Source organism: Clostridium sp. CM042, assembly GCF_055080995.1.
Window position 1 is genome coordinate 2,070,638 of the sequence record NZ_CM143646.1, and the last position, 18,092, is coordinate 2,088,729.

General features: G+C 32.3%; 16 protein-coding genes. 3 read left to right on the forward strand and 13 right to left on the reverse strand.

Annotated elements, in window-relative coordinates:
• Positions 1-49: 49 nt before the first annotated feature.
• A complete protein-coding gene (locus tag ACWJJ7_RS09775; protein ID WP_462961961.1) occupies positions 50-760 on the forward strand; it encodes a TIGR01906 family membrane protein in 711 nt (236 codons plus the stop codon).
• A 58-nt stretch (positions 761-818) separates the two neighbouring features.
• Here ACWJJ7_RS09775 and ACWJJ7_RS09780 read toward each other — a convergent pair whose 3' ends face one another.
• The 12 genes from ACWJJ7_RS09780 to ACWJJ7_RS09835 form a co-directional block, all read right to left on the reverse strand.
• Positions 819-1,532 (reverse strand): TVP38/TMEM64 family protein, encoded by a 714-nt coding sequence (locus tag ACWJJ7_RS09780; RefSeq protein ID WP_462961962.1) that lies wholly within the window; start codon positions 1,530-1,532, stop codon positions 819-821.
• A 77-nt stretch (positions 1,533-1,609) separates the two neighbouring features.
• A complete protein-coding gene (locus ACWJJ7_RS09785) occupies positions 1,610-2,491 on the reverse strand; it encodes a DNA-3-methyladenine glycosylase family protein (RefSeq protein ID WP_462964974.1) in 882 nt (293 codons plus the stop codon).
• Between the two features lie 14 nt (positions 2,492-2,505).
• Positions 2,506-2,925 (reverse strand): C-GCAxxG-C-C family (seleno)protein, encoded by a 420-nt coding sequence (locus tag ACWJJ7_RS09790; RefSeq protein ID WP_462961963.1) that lies wholly within the window; start codon positions 2,923-2,925, stop codon positions 2,506-2,508.
• A 113-nt stretch (positions 2,926-3,038) separates the two neighbouring features.
• Positions 3,039-4,421: an NADPH-dependent glutamate synthase gene (gene gltA / locus ACWJJ7_RS09795; RefSeq protein ID WP_462961964.1), complete on the reverse strand. Its 1,383-nt coding sequence runs from the start codon at positions 4,419-4,421 to the stop codon at positions 3,039-3,041.
• The gene (locus ACWJJ7_RS09800; RefSeq protein WP_462961965.1) at positions 4,421-5,290 is read right to left on the reverse strand and encodes a sulfide/dihydroorotate dehydrogenase-like FAD/NAD-binding protein; all 870 of its coding nucleotides are present in this window, start codon (positions 5,288-5,290) and stop codon (positions 4,421-4,423) included. Before ACWJJ7_RS09800 ends, gltA begins: the two co-directional genes overlap by 1 nt.
• 298 nt (positions 5,291-5,588) lie before the next feature.
• Positions 5,589-6,755: an iron-containing alcohol dehydrogenase gene (locus ACWJJ7_RS09805; protein ID WP_462961966.1), complete on the reverse strand. Its 1,167-nt coding sequence runs from the start codon at positions 6,753-6,755 to the stop codon at positions 5,589-5,591.
• Between the two features lie 201 nt (positions 6,756-6,956).
• Entirely contained in the window at positions 6,957-7,805 is an 849-nt protein-coding gene (locus ACWJJ7_RS09810; RefSeq protein WP_462961967.1) for a 3-hydroxybutyryl-CoA dehydrogenase, read from the reverse strand.
• Positions 7,806-7,923: 118 nt separating this feature from the next.
• A complete protein-coding gene (locus tag ACWJJ7_RS09815) occupies positions 7,924-8,931 on the reverse strand; it encodes an electron transfer flavoprotein subunit alpha/FixB family protein (RefSeq protein ID WP_462961968.1) in 1,008 nt (335 codons plus the stop codon).
• Between the two features lie 20 nt (positions 8,932-8,951).
• Positions 8,952-9,734: an electron transfer flavoprotein subunit beta gene (locus ACWJJ7_RS09820; protein ID WP_462961969.1), complete on the reverse strand. Its 783-nt coding sequence runs from the start codon at positions 9,732-9,734 to the stop codon at positions 8,952-8,954.
• Between the two features lie 14 nt (positions 9,735-9,748).
• Positions 9,749-10,888, reverse strand: a complete 1,140-nt coding sequence (locus ACWJJ7_RS09825) for an acyl-CoA dehydrogenase (RefSeq protein ID WP_462961970.1) — start codon at positions 10,886-10,888, stop codon at positions 9,749-9,751.
• An 82-nt stretch (positions 10,889-10,970) separates the two neighbouring features.
• A complete protein-coding gene (locus ACWJJ7_RS09830) occupies positions 10,971-11,750 on the reverse strand; it encodes a short-chain-enoyl-CoA hydratase (RefSeq protein ID WP_462961971.1) in 780 nt (259 codons plus the stop codon).
• A 194-nt stretch (positions 11,751-11,944) separates the two neighbouring features.
• Complete coding sequence (locus tag ACWJJ7_RS09835; RefSeq protein ID WP_462961972.1) at positions 11,945-12,583, reverse strand: redox-sensing transcriptional repressor Rex; 639 nt, start codon at positions 12,581-12,583, stop codon at positions 11,945-11,947.
• A 474-nt stretch (positions 12,584-13,057) separates the two neighbouring features.
• On the opposite strand from ACWJJ7_RS09835, the gene ACWJJ7_RS09840 reads away from it, so the two are divergent.
• On the forward strand, positions 13,058-14,983 hold the full coding sequence (locus ACWJJ7_RS09840) for an ABC-F family ATP-binding cassette domain-containing protein (RefSeq protein WP_462961973.1): 1,926 nt from the start codon (positions 13,058-13,060) through the stop codon (positions 14,981-14,983).
• 62 nt (positions 14,984-15,045) lie between these two features.
• Here the strand turns inward: ACWJJ7_RS09840 and ACWJJ7_RS09845 are convergent, their stop codons facing one another.
• Complete coding sequence (locus tag ACWJJ7_RS09845; protein ID WP_462961974.1) at positions 15,046-16,317, reverse strand: M14 family zinc carboxypeptidase; 1,272 nt, start codon at positions 16,315-16,317, stop codon at positions 15,046-15,048.
• Between the two features lie 272 nt (positions 16,318-16,589).
• On the opposite strand from ACWJJ7_RS09845, the gene ACWJJ7_RS09850 reads away from it, so the two are divergent.
• Positions 16,590-17,939, forward strand: a complete 1,350-nt coding sequence (locus ACWJJ7_RS09850; protein ID WP_462961975.1) for a TIGR00366 family protein — start codon at positions 16,590-16,592, stop codon at positions 17,937-17,939.
• The last annotated feature ends 153 nt before the right edge of the window (positions 17,940-18,092 follow it).

Below are 18,092 nucleotides of genomic sequence, written 5' to 3' on the forward strand. Positions count from 1 at the left end.
ATTGAATATATTTCGATTTATTGTTAGAATCACTATTAGAGGTGATTTTATGAATAGTCTATATAAATGGATTAATAACTATTTTTCTGCAGGCTCTATTTTCAGAAATATAAAAACGCTTATTAAATTTTCATTTAAAACATTTTTTATTTTAAGTTTTACTTTTTCTTTTATAATTTTAAGCGTAAATCTTACTTTGCTTTTTAAGCCATTATATTATAAGGATATTGAGGTTTTAAAAATTGAAGAATCTTCTAATTTAAACAAAAAAGAACTAAAGACTAATTATGACTATATAATCACTTATTTAACTCAAAATAAAAATGAAGAATTTAATCTTCCAACACTACCCTCATCCAATAATGGTAAAATTCATTTTAAAGAAGTTAAAATAATATTTAATACTCTTAAAGTAATGCTATTTTTCTCCATATTAATAAGTATTATAGGTATACTCGTAAATAAGAGACGCAAAACAATAAGATACTTGTTAACTAGTTCCATTTTACTTATTATCGTACCGATAATATTACTTATACCCTTTTTAGTTAATTTCGATAAAAGCTTCACAGCTTTTCACCATATTTTCTTCAAAAATGATTACTGGTTATTTGATATTAAATATGATCCAATAATAACAATCCTTCCACAGAATTTTTTCTTCCATTGTGCAATATTAATAATTATTTTGATTACTATAAGTAGCATAATATTAAGGTGTATATATAAATCACAATATAAAAAGCTACACTCTTTATAATTTTATAATAATCTACACTCTTTATAATATTTATAAAAACATGTGTTACCGTAATTTTTCAATAAGATTTTTTCTTTTTAATTACATTTTTGATTATAGTATTTCCTTTAAAAATTCCTAATATTGATATAATACTCATTGTTATGCCTATAGTTATTAAGCTTGTAACATCCCATGCATCTATTTTTTGACCAAAATAAGAAGAAATGAAAATCCCTGGAATTCTACCGAGTGTTGAATATATAAAGAAATCTTTAAAAGAAACATCAGATACTCCACATATATATATTAGAGCATCTTTAGGTATTCCTGGGATTAAAAAAAATATGAATATAACATTTTTTTTGCTTCCTATTTTTAATATTTTTCTAAAAAATTTCACTTTCTTTTTTAATAACAACTTCTCCACAAAAGGCCTACCATAGCTATTAGCAATAAAATATACTATTATACCTCCTAAAGTAATACCCATTAAAGATATTATACCACCTAAAAATGTGCCGAAAATATATCCTCCAGCAATTTGTATAAATTCTCCTGGAATAAAAAAAACTACCACTTGTAAAACCTGCATAAGAATGAAAATTAAAACACTGAAATTTCCATAAGAAAGAATAACTTCTTTTAATATATTCGGATTTTTCAATATATATGAATACTTGAAATAATATTCATATCCTATGTATGCGAAAGCTAGCAAAACTGCTGATAGTAATATATATTGTTTATATCCTGATACCTTCATTCTAATACTATTCCACATTTTTTTCATTGTTATTGACCCTCTTCATTCTTATATTATTCAATAGTAACCCATAGTTTTATATAGTATTACTTATTTTGCTTAGTTTATTCTATTTTAATATTATTTTCTCTTGCATAATAAAACAGATACTGCTGTGCAAAACCTGCTAAGTTTTCAAATTTATCTCTAGCAAAGGTCCTTATTTTAGGTAGAGATACATCTGGTGCTAAATAAAAAAATTGCATTGCCCTCTTAACCCACACATCCACAGGGAACGCGGAATATTTCTGCATAGAAAATAACATAATACAATCCGAAACTTTTGGGCCTATTCCACTAAGCTTTTTTAGTTCTTCATGGCAAATATCATCTTCTGCTGCTTTAATAAGCTCCAAATTCACTTCACCAGTATATACCTGATGCACTGTGTTTTTTACATATCTAGATCTAAACCCCAGACTACAACTCTGAATTTCTTCTACAGAAGCTTCTTCTAAATCTGCAGCCGTTGGAAACGTGTAGTACGTTTTCCCTTTATATTCTATTGATTTTCCCCATTTTTCGCTCAAATTGTTTATAGCTCTTTTTATCATTGGGATTCTATTATTTGAAGAAATTATAAATGATATGGTAAGCTCAAAAGGCTCCTGCTGCAATAATCTAATGCCATACCCGAAATCAACAGATTTTTTAAGAAGAGGATCCATCTTAAATTTCTCTTTGATAACTGTATAATTTCTTTTAAGGTCAAAATAACCACACCAAATCTCATTAAATTCTTCCTCATTTATATTATATATCTTTACTTGCGTCCCCTTTTTTTCTACTTCTATTACCTTCCCATATGCTACTCCTATGTAATTACCATTAGGCTCCTTGTTCCATCTAAAGCATTGCCCACATTCGAATATATGGTCTAGTTCAAAGTTCTCTACGTCTTTTATTATAATGCCTTCATTAAATGATTCAATATTTTTGTAATCCATAATTTTTCCTTTCATTAAATTAAATTATTAACTTTTAATTCGCGTATCACAATTTCATCTAATATTTCAGTAGCAGTTTCAATCATCACCCTGCAACCAGTATCCTCTTTTTTATATTTTGCTTTAAGCGCCGCACAATTATTCGTGCTTAACTTTGATTCAAATTTTCGGAAGAATTCCTGACATAGCCTTTTAACTCTATCACCTTCATGTGCTTTTTCTTTAGTAAATAATATACCTATAACTGCCAACGAACCTGTTATTGCTCCACATACGCTCTCAATACCCATTCCTCCCCCAAATGATGACATAGTTTTAAACGTTTCGCTTTTTAAATTCATATTATATTCATCACTAGCAGCATAAATCATTACCTCAGCACAACTTAAATCATATTCCTTAGTGTAATATTTATTTATCTTATCTATTAACATAATATACCTCCTCATGTACAACATTATTATACCAAATAGTTGTTACCTGTCCCCACTTTTTTTAAAACAAACTCCATAAACCTTTGTTTATGGAGTTTGTAATTTAAAATCTATTATTTTGTTAACATTTCATCTATAGCTTTAGCAGCTTTTTTGCCTGCTTCCATAGCTAATATAACTGTAGCAGCTCCTGAAACAGCATCTCCACCAGCATATACATTCTTTTTAGATGTTAATCCAGTTTCATCTTCTGCAACTATGCACTTCCATTTATTGATTTCTAACCCTTCTGTTGTTAAAGGAATTAATGGATTTGGTGATGTCCCTAAAGACATTATAACCGTATTTACATCCATTATGAATTCCGAGCCTTCAATCGCTATAGGTCTTCTTCTTCCTGATGCATCGGGTTCTCCTAGCTCCATTCTTATACACTTCATGCCTATAACATTTCCTTTTTCATCTCCTAGGATTTCAATTGGATTCACAAGTAAATCCATTATAACTCCCTCTTCTTTTGCGTGATGCACTTCTTCGGCTCTTGCAGGAAGTTCTGATTCTGATCTCCTGTACACTATGTGCCCTTCTGCTCCAAGTCTCACTGCTGTACGCACAGAGTCCATAGCAACATTTCCTCCACCTACAACAGCAACCTTTTCACCTGTTCTTATAGGAGTCTGATATCCCTCTTTAAATGCCTTCATCAAATTGCTTCTAGTTAAATATTCATTAGCAGAAAATACGCCATTTAAATTTTCTCCTGGTATTCCCATGAACATTGGAAGTCCAGCACCTGAACCGATAAATACAGCTTTAAAATCTTCTTCTTCCATCAGCTGATTTATTGTTACAGTTCGTCCTACTATCACATTTGTTTCTAATTTAACTCCTAATTTCTTAACATTTTCAACTTCATGTTTAACAACTGTATCTTTTGGCAACCTAAACTCTGGAATTCCATATACCAAAACTCCACCAGCTTCATGAAGTGCTTCAAAAATAGTTACATCGTACCCAGCTTTAGCTAAATCTCCTGCGCAGGTAAGTCCTGAAGGACCACTTCCGATTACCGCAACCTTAATGCCATTTTTAGGTTTTGTTTCTGAAAGGTCAACATTGTGCTCTCTTGAATAGTCACCTACAAATCTTTCAAGTTTACCAATAGCTATGGCATCTCCCTTTATTCCTAATATACATTTGCTTTCGCATTGAGTTTCTTGTGGACAAACTCTTCCACAGACTGCTGGCAACGCACTATATTTTGCAATTACCTTAACTGCCTCTGTAAATTGTCTATTTTTTACGTGAGCTATGAACCCGGGAATATCTATTGCTACTGGGCATTTTCCAACACACATTGGCTTTTTACAATTTAAACACCTTGTAGCTTCCTCAACTGCTTCGTCCTCTGTATATCCTAAACATACCTCTTCGAAATTAGTTGCTCTTACTTTTGGATCTTGTTCCTCTATTGCAACCCTGTTCATTTTACCCATTATTTGGTACCTCCTAAACCGCAGCCTGCTTTAATGCCTTCATCATTAGAACTCTCTTGAGTTTTGTACATTGTTTGTCTTCTCATTGCCTCATCAAAATTAACCTTATGTCCATCAAATTCTGGACCATCAACGCAAGCAAACTTAGTCTCACCATCTACAGTAAGTCTGCAAGCTCCACACATTCCTGTTCCATCAACCATAATAGGATTCATGCTTACAATAGTTGATATTCCAAGTTCTTCAGTCAATTTGCATACAAATTTCATCATTATCATTGGTCCAATTGCAACAACTAAATCGTATTTTATACCATCATTTTGAACTAATTCTTTTAATTTATTTGTGACAAGCCCCTTATATCCATATGAACCATCATCAGTACATGGATATACATTTCCTGCTACTTTCTTCATTTCTTCTTCCATAATTACATAATCTTTAGCCTTTGCGCCTATTATTACGTCTGCCTTAATGCCTTGCTCGCTGAGCCATTTAACTTGAGGATAAACTGGTGCAGTTCCTAGCCCGCCAGCTACAAACACAATTTTCTTTTTCTTTAAATCTTCAATGCTTTCACTCATTAATTCAGATGCTTGTCCAAGTGGTCCTACAAAATCTGAAAATGAGTCACCAATTTCATACTTTTCCATTTCTTTTGTTGAACAACCTATTGTTTGAACTACTATAGTTACTGTACCTCTTAACGCATCATAATCACTAATTGTTAAAGGTATTCTTTCGCCTTTTTCATCCATCTTTATAATTATAAATTGACCTGGTTTTGCTGATTTAGCTACTCTTGGAGCCTCAATATCCATTAAAAATATCTGAGGTGCTAATGCTCTCTTTTCAACTATTTTATACATTTTTAATCCTCCATATTCATCTATGATTTTGGTCTACCTATGTCCCTACACTAAAACCTTTATTATTATATATTTATTTTACCACAAAAATTTAAATTATATATTTGTTAATTACATTGTACATTAAATCTCTATTTTGTTAAAATAAATTTTACATGAAATTTTTATTAGAATGAGAATAATAAATCAAAATAGACAGGTAGTAAAGAGCATTACAATACTAATGCTCTTTACTACCTGTCCTCTTATTAATCATTTAATTATTATCTATTGGCACAATTTCATAATATACCTAAGATTAAAATTTAACTTTTTCTCCTGTAAATGTACAAGTTAATATTTTTTTCATTTCACAAGCATTTATTGGTCTTGGATTAGATCCTGTGCATGCATCTTTTATAGCGTTTTCAGATATAAAATCTACATTTGCATCAAACTCTTCTTTTGTCATTCCATTTTCCTTTAAAGAAGATGGTATATTCATAGCTTTATTTAAATCTCTTATCATATCAGTTAATGAATCAATTAATTCATCTTCTGTATTTCCAGCTAAATTAAGACTTCTAGCAATTGTAGCATATCTATCTCCACAAGATTTTTTGTTAAAATCTACAACATATGGAAGTAATATTGCATTAGCTAAGCCATGCGCAACATGAAATACACCACCTATTTTGTGTGCCATGCTGTGAGCTATTCCTAGTAATGCGTTCGAAAATGCCATTCCAGCAAGACATTGTGCAATATGCATTTCATTTCTCGCCTGCACATCACCTTCAAATGACTTCACTAAATTTTCTTTAATCATAGTTATAGCTTGTATTGCAAGTGGGTCTGAAAAGCTCGAATGGAGACCTGCTACATAAGCCTCAAATGCATGTGTTAATGCATCCATACCTGTATGCGCTACTAATTTAGGTGGCATTGTTTGAGCTAGTGCTGGGTCTACTATTGCTATATCTGGAGTTAAGTTGAAATCCGCTAAAGGATATTTTATTTTTGCTTTATAGTCAGTAATTACTGAAAATGCTGTAACCTCGGTTGCTGTTCCACTAGTTGATGGTATAGCTATAAATTTAGCTTTTTGTCTTAAGTCAGGAATACCAAATGGTATAACCGCTTGTTCAAAAGTAAATTCTGGATACTCATAAAAAATCCACATAGCTTTTGCTGCGTCGATTGGTGAACCCCCACCAATTGATACTATTAAGTCCGGCTGAAATTCTCTCATTACTGCTGCACCGTTCATAACTGTTTCTACCGATGGATCTGGTTCTACTCCAGTAATATGCTTAACTTCAATTCCAGCTTCTTTTAAATAAGCTTCAACCGTATCTAAGAATCCGAATCTTTTCATAGAGCTTCCACCAGTAACTATTACTGCTTTTCTGCCTTTTAAAGTTTTTAACACCTCCAATGAATTTTCTCCAAAATAAATATCTCTTGGTAACGTAAATCTATTCATTATATTTCCCCCCATTTTTAAAAAATATTATATACTTTAATACGTTTATGCTTAGTTTTTTATACCAACTTTTGTCATTTATATATTATATTGTTAATGATATATCATTAACAATGCAAAGTCAACATTAAAACAAGAGCATTACAACCTTCTACAAGTTGTAACGCTCTCTAAATTCATTGTTCATATTAAAATGATATCTTATTTCGAATAATCGAATATTCCTTTTTTAGTTTTTCTTCCTAGCAATCCGCCTCTAACATATTTTCTTAAAAGACTATGAGCTCTGTACTTATTGTCTCCTGTTTCAGTATATAAAACATCCATGATAGCAAGACATACATCAAGACCTATAAGGTCTCCTAGTGCTAGAGGTCCCATTGGATGATTAGCGCCAAGTTTCATTGCTTTATCGATATCCTCTGCAGATGCAACCCCTTCTGCAAGTATTCCTACAGCTTCGTTAATCATTGGTATTAATATTCTGTTTACAACAAATCCAGGAGCTTCAGCAACTTCTACCGGATCCTTACCGATAGCAATTGCAATTTCTTTAACTGCATCGAAAGTTTCAGTGGACGTGCCCATTCCTTTAATTATTTCTACAAGCTTCATCATTGGAGCTGGATTAAAGAAATGCATTCCTATAACTTTGTCAGGTCTATTTGTAGCAGCTCCTACTTCTGTTATAGAAAGTGATGATGTATTTGATGATAAGATAGTTTCTGGTTTACAGATTTTATCAAGTTGTGCGAAAATTTCTTTCTTTATTTTCATAATTTCTACAGCTGCTTCAACTACTAAATCACAGTCTGCTGCTAATTCCATATCAGTAGTTCCTGTAATTCTTGAAAGTATTTCTTCCATTTGTGCTTCAGTAATTTTTTCTTTTTTAACTAATCTTTCTAAATTCTTTTTAATTGTAACAAGTCCTCTATCAACAAATTCATCTTTAATATCTCTCATTATTACTTCGCAACCACTTACTGCGAATGTTTGAACAATACCCGCTCCCATAGTTCCAGCTCCAAGTACAAAAATCTTTTTCATAATAACACACTCCTTTTATTTTATTAAAACCTAAAAGTAATAAATATTTTTAAAACTTACTCTAATACTAAATTTCAGCATTAGAGCAAGTTCATTTAAATACTATTTTAAAATCTAATTATTTGTTTCTTAATGTATTAATCTGAGCTATCATTTCTGGAATAACTTTTATGAAATCCCCAGCTATTGCTACATCAGCAGCTTTCATGATAGGTGCTGTTGCATCTTTATTTATAGCTATTATGAAATCAGAATCTTGCATACCAGCTAAATGCTGAATTGCTCCTGAAATACCGCAAGCTATATATACAGTTGGTCTAACAGTTTTTCCTGTTTGACCTACTTGAACTGCTTTATCTATCCAACCATTCTCAACTGCAGCTCTTGATGCTCCAACAACTCCGCCCATGGTAACTGCAAGTTTTTCAAGTAACTCGAAGTTTTCTTTACTTCCAACTCCACGACCACCAGATACTATAATATTAGCTTCTCCGATATCCGCTAAAACTGAAGCAACTTTTACAACGTCTAAAGTTTTAGTTCTGATATCTGATTCTTTTAAGTTAACGGTGATTTTTTCAACTGGGCAACTTCTTTTTGTATCTCTAGCTAATTTTTCAAAAACTCCTGGTCTAATTGTAGCCATTTGTGGTCTATGTTCTCCACAAACTATTGTAGCCATTAAGTTTCCTCCAAATGCTGGTCTTGTCATCATTAAATTGTTGTTTTCTGTATCTATATCTAATGAAGTACAATCAGCAGTAAGTCCCGTTGAAAGTCTTGCTGATACTCTTGGTCCTAAATCTCTTCCTAAATAACTTGCTCCTACAAATATAATTTCTGGTTTTCTTTCATTTGCAAGATCACATATTACTTTTGTATATGCATCAGTTGTAAAGTGACCCAATAATGGATGACTAGCAACTATTACTTTGTCAGCGCCATATGCTACTAATTCTTTAACCATATCATCTGTTTTATCTCCAAGTAATACAGCTGTTAATTCTTCCCCTAATTTATCTGCAATTTCTCGTCCCTTACCTAAAAGTTCAAATGAAATCTTTTGAAGTTCTCCGTCTCTTTGCTCAGCAAAGACCCATACGCCCTTGTAATCTTCTATATTCATAACTTAATCCTCCCTGCTTCTTAGATAAAGTGATTTTCTTTTAATTTTGAAACTACATATAAAGCAGCTTCATTAGCTGGTAATTGTATTAATTCGCCTTTTCCCTTAGGTTCTTTAGTCATAGACTTTTTAACCTTTGTTGGTGAACCTTTAAGACCGAGAACAGCTTTGTCTGCTCCAATATCATCTGCATTCCAAACTTTTACTTCTTTATTTTGGAACATTTCAAAAATACTTTTTATGTTCATATATCTTGGTTCATTTAACTCTTTTATAGCTGTTAAAAGAACAGGAGTTTTAACTTCGATATCTTCATATCCGTCTTCCCAAGCTCTTCTAACTTTTAATCCATCCTTAATTATGTCAACCTTTTCAACATATGTTATTTGTGCAAGATTTAAATGTTCTGCTATTTCTGGTCCAACTTGCGCGGTATCTCCATCTATAGCTTGTCTACCTGCGAAAACTACATCGTAGTCTAATTTCTTTAAAGTTGCTGCTAGTGCGTGAGATGTAGCTAATGTATCTGCTCCTGCAAACGCTCTGTCAGATACTAATATTGCTTCATCAGCTCCCATAGCTAGTGCTTCTCTCAAAGCTTTTTCTGCTTGTGGGGGTCCCATGCTTATTACTGTTACATGCGCACCATGTTCATCTTTTAATCTTAAAGATTCTTCCAATGCATTTTTATCATCTGGATTTATTATAGATGGAACTCCTTCTCTTATAAGTGTTCCTGTTTTCGGGTCTATTTTAACTTCGTTTGTATCTGGAACTTGTTTTAAACATACAACTATATTCATTCCTTACTCTCCTCCTACTTTAATAAATTTCCAGCTATAACCATTCTCTGAACTTCTGAAGTTCCTTCATATATTTCAGTTATCTTAGCATCTCTCATCATTCTTTCTAATGGATATTCTTTTGTATATCCATATCCTCCGAAGATCTGAACGGCTTTAGTTGTAACTTCCATAGCTGTTTCTGAGGCAAATAGTTTTGCTCTAGCAGCCTCTACTGTATATGATAAGCCATTATCTTTATTCCATGCTGCCTTATATACTAAAAGTTTAGCAGCTTCAATTTTAACATCCAATTCAGCAACCATCCATTGTAATCCTTGGAATGCTGAAAGTGGTTTTCCAAATTGTTTTCTTTCTTTCATGTACTTAGCAGCTTCCTCGAGTGCGCCTTCTGCAATTCCTAGGGCTTGAGCAGCTACTCCGATTCTTCCTCCATCAAGAGTTTTCATTGCAATACCGAAACCTCTTCCTTCTTTTCCAAGCATGTTTTCTTTAGGAACTATGCAGTTTTCAAATACAAGTTCTGTAGTTGACGATGCTCTTATTCCTAATTTATCTTCGTGTTTACCAATTGAGAATCCTGGAAACTCTTTTTCAACTATGAAAGCAGTGATTCCTTTTGTTCCCTTAGTTTTATCAGTCATTGCAAAAACTACAAATGTATCTGCTACTCCACCGTTTGTGATAAATATTTTTGAACCATTTAATATATAGTTATCACCATCTAAAGTTGCTGTAGTTTGTTGACCTGACGCATCTGTTCCTGCATTAGGTTCAGTTAGTCCAAAAGCTCCTAGCTTTTCACCTTTTGCAAGTGGAACTAAATACTTCATTTTTTGGTCTTCTGTACCGAAGGCATCTATTGGGCTAGCACATAATGAAGTATGAGCTGATAGTATAACTCCTGTAGTTGCACATGCTTTTGATAATTCTTCAACAGCAATAATGTATGATAGATTGTCTCCGCCTGCTCCACCGTATTTAGTAGCAATTGGGATACCCATCATATGGTATCTAGCCATTTTTTCTACAGTTTCGCTAGGAAATCTTTCTGTAACATCTATTTCCGCAGCTAAAGGTTTAACTTCGTTTAATGCGAACTCACTTACCATTTGTTTTACAAATTCTTGCTCTTTTGTCAATCCGAAATTCATGAACCTTCCTCCTCACTATTCTCTGAGGCAAATAATAATTATTAATTATTATCTACCTATTCTTTTTACAGAATACTTTTAATTACTTATTTTTAAAGCATTTTTCTGTTTTTTCAATAAATGCTGTCATTCCATTTTTTTGATCTTCAGTCGCGTAACATTCTCCGAATATCTCTGATTCGTATGAAAGTGCTGAGTCTATATCTATTTGCATCCCTTTATTGATTGCTGCTTTACAAAAACTTACAGCAATAGGTGCTTGCCCTGCAATTGTATTTGCAAGTGCTTTAGCTTCTGATAATAAATTTTCAGGATCAACTACTTTATTTACAAGTCCAATTCTAAATGCCTCGTCAGCATTAATAATCTTCGCCGTATAAATTAGTTCTTTAGCCATTCCAAGTCCTACAATTCTAGGAAGTCTTTGAGTACCTCCAAACCCAGGAGTTATTCCAAGGCCTACCTCGGGTTGTCCAAATTTTGCTTTTGAAGAAGCTATTCTAATATCACAAGCCATAGAAAGCTCACATCCTCCACCTAGCGCAAAACCGTTTACTGCAGCTATTACAGGTTTTTCTAAGGTTTCTAGTTTTCTAAAAACTTTATTCCCTAGATTTCCAAATTTTCTTCCACCCATAACATCAAGATCTTTCATTTCGGCGATGTCAGCCCCTGCCACGAAAGCTTTTCCTTCTCCTGTTAAGATCACTGCATAAATTTTATCATCTTCAGCAATTTCATCTATTGCTAAATCTAACTCCTTTAATGTTTCTGAGTTTAATGCATTTAGAGCTTTCGGTCTACTAATTGAAAGTACTGCAACTTTGTCTTCTTTTTGAAGAACAATATTTTTGTATTCCATAACAATCAACTCCTTACGAATTAATCCATCCATTAATTATTTGTTAATAATATAACAAATAACCCTAAATGTAATTGAAGCCCTTCGCCTCAATTACATTATATCTCTTTATAGTAATTATTTCAACAAGAAATATTCATGATTTTTTTAATTAAGCTTGATAAATTTTACTAATCACATAAATTTCATAGATTTTATGAATAAGATTTGTCATTCATTAAACAACTAAGTGTTAGCAAACTCTCACTTAAATGGACATTCTCCACAATTGTTTCTACAGGTACCTCTAAATCCACAGGTGCAAAATTCCATATACCTTTAACCCCATTTGCTACCATTATGTCACTAACTTTTTGAGCCCTAATACGTGGCACACATATTACGCCAATATCTATTGGTGTCGCTTTAAGGAAACGCGCTAATTCATCTAAGTCTATTACTTCAACATCTCTAATTTTTAATCCTATAAGCTTAGGGTTAACATCAAAAATACCCGCCAAGTTAAATGATAGCTTTTCAAAATTGGTATAATTGGCAATAGCTTGCCCTATGTTTCCCGCACCTACTATTATCATCTTATATTCTTTTGATAGTCCTAGTATTCCGCTAATTTCATTTAACAATTCTTTAACATTATAGCCGTATCCCTGTTGTCCAAAATCTCCAAAACAATTTAAGTCTTGTCTAATTTGAGATGCTGTAAACCCAATCTTTTCACCTAATTCTTTCGAGGATATCCTATCTACATCATTTCTTAAAAGTTCTTTTAAATATCTATGGTATTTAGGCAACCTTTTAATAACTGCCATTGATATATTCTTTTTTCTTTCCACAACTTACACTCCCCTACGAACATCATAAATTTCATACTATCTAGTTTACTATCTAGTTTAACACACAATTGTAAATTAAAACTGCTTTTCGGTATAAATTTAATAGTTATTGTAAATTTTTTACCATTTTAGTTTTTTATATACTATTATAAAAAATTAATGCTATATATATTTCTTTTTTACTACAAAAAATTAAATATAAATAGTACAATAATATAGTAAGTAGCTTTAACGACATTTCAGGAGGAAAGTCTCCCACTTCTATAAGTGGGAGTATAAATCTCCTTCTGAAGTCGTTAATGCATCTTCTATGAAGATGTTGCAGCTCCGCAGGAGATGATTTAATTAATATTTATAACTAATAAAGCTGAATTTCTTTAATAGCTTCGATGCATAAAATATTCTGAGTAGATTATATTTTATTATTTTGAGACTATTTTATAATTTTACTACACAACAGGGAAGGTGAAAATAATGATAGTTCTAAGTTGCAAGGACATTCACAAAAGTTATGGTATAGATGTCATTTTAGACAAAATAACTTTAAGTATAAATGAAGGTGAAAAAATTGGTTTTATTGGCGCTAATGGGGCAGGTAAATCTACACTTTTTAAAATACTCACATCACAATTGGATTACGATAATGGTGAGCTATTTATAGATAAAAATAAAAGAGTTGGTTATTTATCTCAAAATCTAGGATTAGATTTAAATAGTACTATATACGAAGAAACTCTTTTAGTATTCGACAATCTATTAAGCCTCGAAAAAAAACTTAAAGATTTAGAGGCAAAAATGAATGAACCTTATGATAATTCCAAAGAAGAATATAATAATAGAATAATAAAAGAATATACATTAACCTCTGAACTTTACAATAACAGAGGAGGATACACATATAAAGCTGAAATTAGTAGAATCCTCAAAGGTCTTGGCTTTATGGAAGATGATTACAATAAGCCAATAAATATATTAAGTGGAGGGCAAAAGACTAGAGTTGCATTAAGCAAGCTATTACTTAAAAACCCCGATATTCTTTTATTAGATGAACCTACTAATCACCTAGACTTAGATGCTATAGAATGGTTAGAAGATTATTTAAAATCCTATAAAGGGACTATTTTTATAATATCCCATGATAGATTCTTTTTAGATGCTATTACCAATAAAACTTTTGAACTTATTAAGGGTCATGTCGATTGTTATAATGGAAACTATACAAATTTTATTGATTTAAAGAAAAAAAATTATGAAGTTCAATTAAAAGCATACAATTTGCAACGCTCAGAAATAAAAAGGCAAGAGGATATTATAACTAGATATAGATCCTTTAATAGAGAAAAAAGTGTAAGAGCTGCAGATAGCAGACAAAAGTCCTTGGACAAAATCGCCCGGGTTGATTCACCCGACACAGCTCCTAGGGAAACTAAGATTAAATTTGAAACAGAAATCAAAAGTGGAAATGACGTTCTCCATGCAGAAAATTTATCAAAACGGTTTGGAGACAATCTTTTATTTGAGAATTTAAATTTAGATATAAAAAGGTCAGAAAAGCTTGCTCTTATTGGTGAAAATGGTCGTGGCAAAACCACTCTTTTAAAAATTATAATGGATAAAATTTCAAGTGATACAGGCATAAAAATATTAGGCAAAAATATTTTTGTAGGATATTATGACCAAGAACAATCAAATTTGAATGAAGAAAAAACTATAATAGATGAGGTTTGGGACGAATTCCCTAAACTTACTACCACAGAAGTGCGTACTGCATTAGCTGCATTTTTATTCATAGGAGAAGATGTATTTAAAAGTATATCCACATTGAGTGGTGGTGAAAGATGTAGAATTAATCTTCTAAAAATAATGCTATCAAAATCTAACTTTTTACTATTAGATGAGCCAACAAATCACTTAGATATTATGTCTCGTGAAGCTTTAGAAGATTCAATACTTGGATATGACGGTACCGTTCTTGTAATATCTCATGATAGGTATTTCTTAAACAAGGTAATTACTAAAATACTTGAATTAAAACAAGATGGTCTTAAAGAGTATTTAGGTAATTACACATATTATATAGAAAAAAAGAAAAACCCTCTAAGATTTCAAGTAGAAGAAGCATACGACGGCATGTCAAAAACTCAAATTAATCTTGATAAAAAAAAGAAGAGAGATGAACAAAAACTAGAAAAACAAAAGAAAATAGATTTAAAAGACCTAGAAGATAAAATTGCCTCATCGGAACAGCGATTAGAAAAATTAAATAGTGATCTTTGCCTTGAAGAGATTTATTCAAGCCCTAGTCGGAGTGTTGAGACAAACAATCAAATTTCTAGTATTAAAATCGAACTTGAAACTCTTTATGCAAACTGGGAAGACTTTATATCGGAAGTGGAATAAAAATTTAGGCTCTTAGCACACAATCAAACATTTGTGGTCTAAGAGCTTTTTCTTTTAGATATCTAAATTAATGCTCCTTCTAATAAAACTTTAATGTTATCTATATAAATTTTATTAAACTGACTTATTGGAAGAGGGTTTTTTCCAAGTCCAACCTCAATGGTATAACCCGGTCTCCTATATTTTTTTATAAACCAGTCCTTGTATCCTGCATAGCTTGTAATTCCATAGGGTTCACCTAGCTCATAACCACTTAACCCGGAAAATATCTCTCCTATTTTTCTAGCTTCCGCGCTAGCCAAATTTTGGAAATTCCAGTATATTACCTCCCCTTGACTGTGATACGCTATTACTAATCTAAAATTATTTTTTCTTGTAAAGTCTGCTACAGCCTTAGACTCTGATTCTGATTCTGGCGAAGTACCCGAATATCTTGTAGGCCCCGGTCCATATACTCCATAGCTTTTTTCTGCATCCTTTGATTTTTGCCACATAGCATCATAGTTATGATTAAGGTCTACACCGCGAATATTAGCACTCCATGTTTTAGAAAAATCAGAACTCCCATTATTCCACTTAATTAAATCATTGTAGTATGGGTTACTTCTCTCTAAACCATTAAGCACTAAGTCAACTCCATCTGGATTTACCATAGGCATAATGTATATTGTACTTTTATTCCATATGTCTAAGGCACTATACCCTTCTATATTTTCACCTGTCGCATAGGCTTTAGAAAAGTTTTCAATAAACTTCATTAAAAGCACCGTAGTTATCCATTCAATAGCATGATGAGATCCATTATAAAAAACTTTATTAGGTCCATTTCCGAGTTTCACATAATAAAGTTCTTTTCCAAGCTCACTCTTGCCTCCACTTGAAACTTCAATAAATGGATATCTAGCCTTTAGTCCTTCTAAATCCTTTTTCATAATATCATAAGTGTAATCAATATTTGTATAAACCACATCCAATGAATATGGAACTATGATCACCTCTCCAACTTGCAAGTTATTAGGATTTATTTGAGGATTTGCAGTAATTATACTTGCTACGGTCACAAAGTACTTCCTTGCTATAATGTATATTGTATCACCCGGTCTAATTCTATAAGTATCATAACCCATTAAAAATCTATTCATAAGTTTATAAGTATCCTCGTTTACTACGCCTGTAGGTTCTAAACCAAAATATCTTTGGAACATCAATACTGCCTGTGCCGTTTTAGTTCCGTAAATCCCGTCTATTGCTCCCACATCATAACCTAATTTATTAAGTAGTGCTTGTATTTCCATTACCGATGTTCCCCTTGAGCCTATTCTTAGGGTTTGCAAATTTTACCCTCCTAAATTTTTCTATAATACTATTATATGAAAATTTTATAAAAATGTTGCAGGTTTTAACGAATAAAATACCACACCTATTTTTTTTGCCAACTCCTTTGTATATAAACCTTACACTCACAAAAATATATTTCTCCTTTTTTGACTTATTATATGATGTCATGTATAATTTTGGAGTACATATTAATATTTTTTTCACAAACAATCATAAATATGTTTTCTTGTATAGATCAAATTCACATAATAAAACGGGAGGAATAAAAATGTTTAAAAAATTTACAAATGGTTGTGTTAATCTTGTCCAAAAGTATTTGCCAGACCCATTCATATTCGCTGTAATCCTTACCTTTCTAGTATTAATTTTAGGGATGGTATTTACTGGTCAAGGACCATTAGCTATGACTATTCACTGGAGTAAGGGTTTGTGGACGCTCCTCGCTTTTTCAATGCAAATGGCGCTGGTATTAGTTACAGGCCATGCACTTGCCAATGCACCATCTTTTAAAAAAGGTCTTAAAACTCTTGCAAAAATCCCTAAATCACCAGCTCAAGCAATTATTCTTGTTACAATTATTTCTACTATAGCTTGCTGGATTAACTGGGGCTTTGGTCTAGTTATCGGAGCTATTTTTGCTAAGGAATTAGCTAAAGAAGTTAAAGGTGTAGATTATAGGCTTTTAATAGCTTCTGCTTATTCCGGCTTTTTAGTATGGCATGCCGGTCTTTCTGGTTCTATACCACTAGTAGTTGCTACAGGTGGTCCTGAAGTTGTAAAAGCTACTGCAGGTGTTATTACTTCACCTATACCAACCAGTGCTACATTGTTTTCAGGTTATAATTTAATCATATTAGGTATACTTTTAGTAACCTTGCCGCTTATAAACAAAGCTATGCATCCTAACAAGGATAATACAGTTACTATAAATCCAAAGCTTTTGGTAGAAGAACCAGAGATTATAATAGATAAAGAAAATATGACTCCTGCTGATAAACTTGAGAATAGCTCTATTATCTCAATATTATTAGTAATTATGGGCTTTAGTTATATTATTTATTATTTTGTTAAAGGTGGTAGTCTTGATTTAAATATTGTTAATGCTATCTTCTTGTTCCTAGGAATTGCTCTTCATGGAACTCCTATAAGGTTTGTTAACGCAATTACAGCCGCTGCTAAAGGAACTGCTGGAATTATACTTCAATTCCCATTCTACGCAGGTATTATGGGGATGATGGTCGGTACAAGCGCTAGTGGGATTTCTCTCGCAGGGGTTATGTCTACTTCTTTTGTTAGTATATCTAATCAACATACCTTCCCACTATTTACTTTCCTAAGCGCAGGACTTGTTAACTTCTTTGTACCATCTGGTGGTGGACAATGGGCTGTACAAGCTCCTATTATGATGCCCGCTGGTGCAGCTTTAGGTGTGCCTGCTGCAAAAACTGCTATGGCTATTTCATGGGGAGATGCATGGACTAACATGATTCAACCTTTCTGGGCATTACCTGCTCTTGGAATTGCTGGGCTCGGTGCTAAAGACGTAATGGGCTTCTGTATAATTGACTTATTATACTCAGGTGTTATTATTGGACTAGGATTAATGTTTTTATCCTAATAGCTAAGATATTGTCCCAAAATGGTCAAAAAAAATTCATTTTAAGATTATATTGGTACCTGTAGAATAGACACGTTGGAAAAAGCGTCTATTCTACAGGTACTTTTTTTGCATAATATAGAATATTATTATAAAGAAGCATTGTAAATTTAC